The sequence below is a fragment of the Deltaproteobacteria bacterium genome (assembly GCA_026712905.1).
Lineage (GTDB): Bacteria > Desulfobacterota > Binatia > UBA9968 > JAJDTQ01 > JAJDTQ01.
Genome location: JAPOPM010000256.1, coordinates 1 through 2,468, shown reverse-complemented (window position 1 = coordinate 2,468; position 2,468 = coordinate 1). Strand labels below are relative to the sequence as shown.

Below are 2,468 nucleotides of genomic sequence, written 5' to 3'. Positions count from 1 at the left end.
GGCGCCGGGGAGATTGAACATCAACCCGAGGTCATGGGAAACCCACAACCTGCGTATCAACACAGAAAATGAAGCTGCGATCCAAAAAAGGAAAACCGGGGAAGCATCACAACTGGCCGCGTGAGCGGCCTTCGTTCAAATAAATGCCGGTCGCAATGCTTGTATTACCAAACAGAATTCCAAATTTCCTCCGAGCACTTTGACAGCGGATCATAGCACCTCTTTCCATACCTGCGAGATATCCGTCGTCCTGCCGGAACACCACTTGTTGTCGGCCTGAGAAAAGCGAACCCCCCGGTGTTTTCAACCACGGTTCCCAATTGGCGGTAAGGTGCTGTTCCCAAAATAGCCGTATGAAATGGCGCGCATCTCCTGTTACACTCCCTTTTCCCAAATTACAAAACTCTCCGATTAACTTCGAGCTATCTACTCCTCATAGGACCATTGCCGCGCTCTGCGGATTTTCAGATTAGGCGGCTTGATCAAGGGTCCCTAAAACCCCGGCACGGAGCTGAATTGCTTTCGCATCCGACCCCTTATCAGTGTTAGTATCGAGCATTGCGACGGTTGGAATGTACTTCCTCAATCTCGTGAAGGTGACGAGTGCAACGTTAACTAGTACTCATTCAACATGGAATTATTGGGTAAAGCGACTTCAGCTTCACTCGAGAGTCTTCTGTCCTGAATCGCCAATCGCCGGGCGTCGCCGCGGCGTTGCGCCGCGCCTGCCAGGCGGCGACCTCGCGCTCGAGCGTCTCGCGGTCCGGGATGCGCCGGGCGAGGCACTGCCTGGACAGAACGCCGGTCTCGATCTCCGCCATGTTGAGCCAGCTTCCGTGCTTGGGCGCGGAGGGAAAGCAGGCCATGAAGATCGCCTGCAGGAAGAAGTATCGCGTGAAGCTGGAGAACGAGGAGCGCGCCGAGCTCAAATCGGTAGTTGACGGACATGGATCGAAGAAGCGCCGCCGCGCCCATATCCTGCTCCTTGCGGACGAGAACCGTAAGGACGGAGCCCTGGCGGATGCGAGCAACGCTTCGGTACTCGACACCGCCGTCGGGACCGCTAAGCGCGTGCGCCGCCGCTGCGTCCTGGACGGCCTCGAAGCCGCCCCGGGTCGCCGCCCGCAGACGAACCCCGCAAGCCGCGCAAGCTGGACGGCGAGGGCGAGGCGAAGCTGACGATGCATGCCTGCTCGGCGCCGCCGGACGGATGCGCCCGCTGGACGCTGAACCTGCTCGGCGAACGCCTGGTGGAGTTGGAGGTCGTGGACAGCAACTCGCACGAGACGGTCCGCTAGGCTTTAAGAAAAACAGCATCAAGCCCTGGCTGAAGGAGTGCTGGTGCATTCCTCCGAAGGAGAACGAGGACTTCGCCTTCGCGATGGAAGACGTGATCAAGGTCTACCAACGCGATTTCGACGACGGTACCGTTCTAGTTTGCATGGACGAGTCGAGTAGGCAGCTGACCAGGGAGACCCGGGCGCCGCTGCCGACAAGCCCCGGCCAGCCGGCCATCTAAGATTTCGAATGCGAGCGCAACGGCGCGGCGAACCTGTTCATGGTGCGCGCTCCGCTTGCCGGATGGCGCCGCGTCGAGGTGACGGGCCGCCGCACGAAACTCGATTTCGCGCATCTTCTCCGGGACATGGCGGATGTCCATGTCCCGGGCAGAAAAATCGTGCCGGTGATGGACAACCTGAACACGCACTAGCTGTTCGCCCTTTACAAGGCCTTCCCCGCCCACGAGGCCTCGCCGCCTCGTGGGCCGCTTCGAAGTTCAACACACGCCCAAGCACGGAAGCTGGCTCAACATGGCGGAGATCGAGATCGGCGTTCTGTCCAGGCAGTGCCAGGCCCGGCGCATCCCGGACCGCGAGACGCTCGAGCGCGAGGTTGCCTGCCGCCTGGAAGGCGCGGCGCAACGCCGCGGCGACGCCCGTCGATTGGCGATTCAGGACAGAAGACGCTCGAGTGAAGCTGAAGTCGCTTTACCCAATAATTCCATGTTGAAAGAGTACTAGGTGGACGACGCGTATCTCGGCGGGGTCCGGGAAGGCAAAAGGGAGCACGGGGCGGAAGGGAAGACGCGGTTCGTGGCGGCCCTGGAGACGACGGAGGATTGGCTGCCGCACAGGATCAAGCTCCAGGTGGTGGCCGACTTCCGCCTGAAGGCGATCGAGAACTGGTGCCACCGGAGCGTCGCCCCGGTAAGCAAGGTCTACAGCGACGGCCTGCCCTGCTTTGGCGCGGTTGCCACCGCCGGCTGCCTGCACGCCCAGGTCGTTGCCGGCGGCGGGAAGGCCTCCGTGCGCGTCAAGGAATTCGCTTGGCTGAACACCGTCATCGGCAACGCCGAGACGGCGCTACGGAGCACCCACCATTCCATGAAGGGCAAGTACGCGCAGCGATACCTGAGCGAGTTCGAGCGCCGGTTCAACCGCCGCTACGACCTGCCGAGCATGGTGCCT

The 2,468-nt window shown here is 61.3% G+C and carries 4 protein-coding genes and 1 pseudogene; 4 read left to right on the top strand and 1 reads right to left on the bottom strand.

Annotated features, from left to right (window positions below):
• Positions 1-626: 626 nt before the first annotated feature.
• A pseudogene (locus OXF11_21470) lies at positions 627-845 on the bottom strand (IS630 family transposase).
• 19 nt (positions 846-864) lie between these two features.
• On the opposite strand from OXF11_21470, the gene OXF11_21465 reads away from it, so the two are divergent.
• The 4 genes from OXF11_21465 to OXF11_21450 all read left to right on the top strand — a co-directional run.
• A complete protein-coding gene (locus OXF11_21465) occupies positions 865-1,179 on the top strand; it encodes a hypothetical protein (GenBank protein MCY4489659.1) in 315 nt (104 codons plus the stop codon).
• A 379-nt stretch (positions 1,180-1,558) separates the two neighbouring features.
• The gene (locus tag OXF11_21460; GenBank protein ID MCY4489658.1) at positions 1,559-1,711 is read left to right on the top strand and encodes a hypothetical protein; all 153 of its coding nucleotides are present in this window, start codon (positions 1,559-1,561) and stop codon (positions 1,709-1,711) included.
• Between the two features lie 49 nt (positions 1,712-1,760).
• Positions 1,761-2,021, top strand: coding sequence for a transposase (locus OXF11_21455; protein MCY4489657.1), 261 nt, complete (start codon positions 1,761-1,763; stop codon positions 2,019-2,021).
• Positions 2,022-2,468: IS1595 family transposase (locus tag OXF11_21450; GenBank protein ID MCY4489656.1), on the top strand; the 447-nt coding region annotated here is incomplete at its 3' end.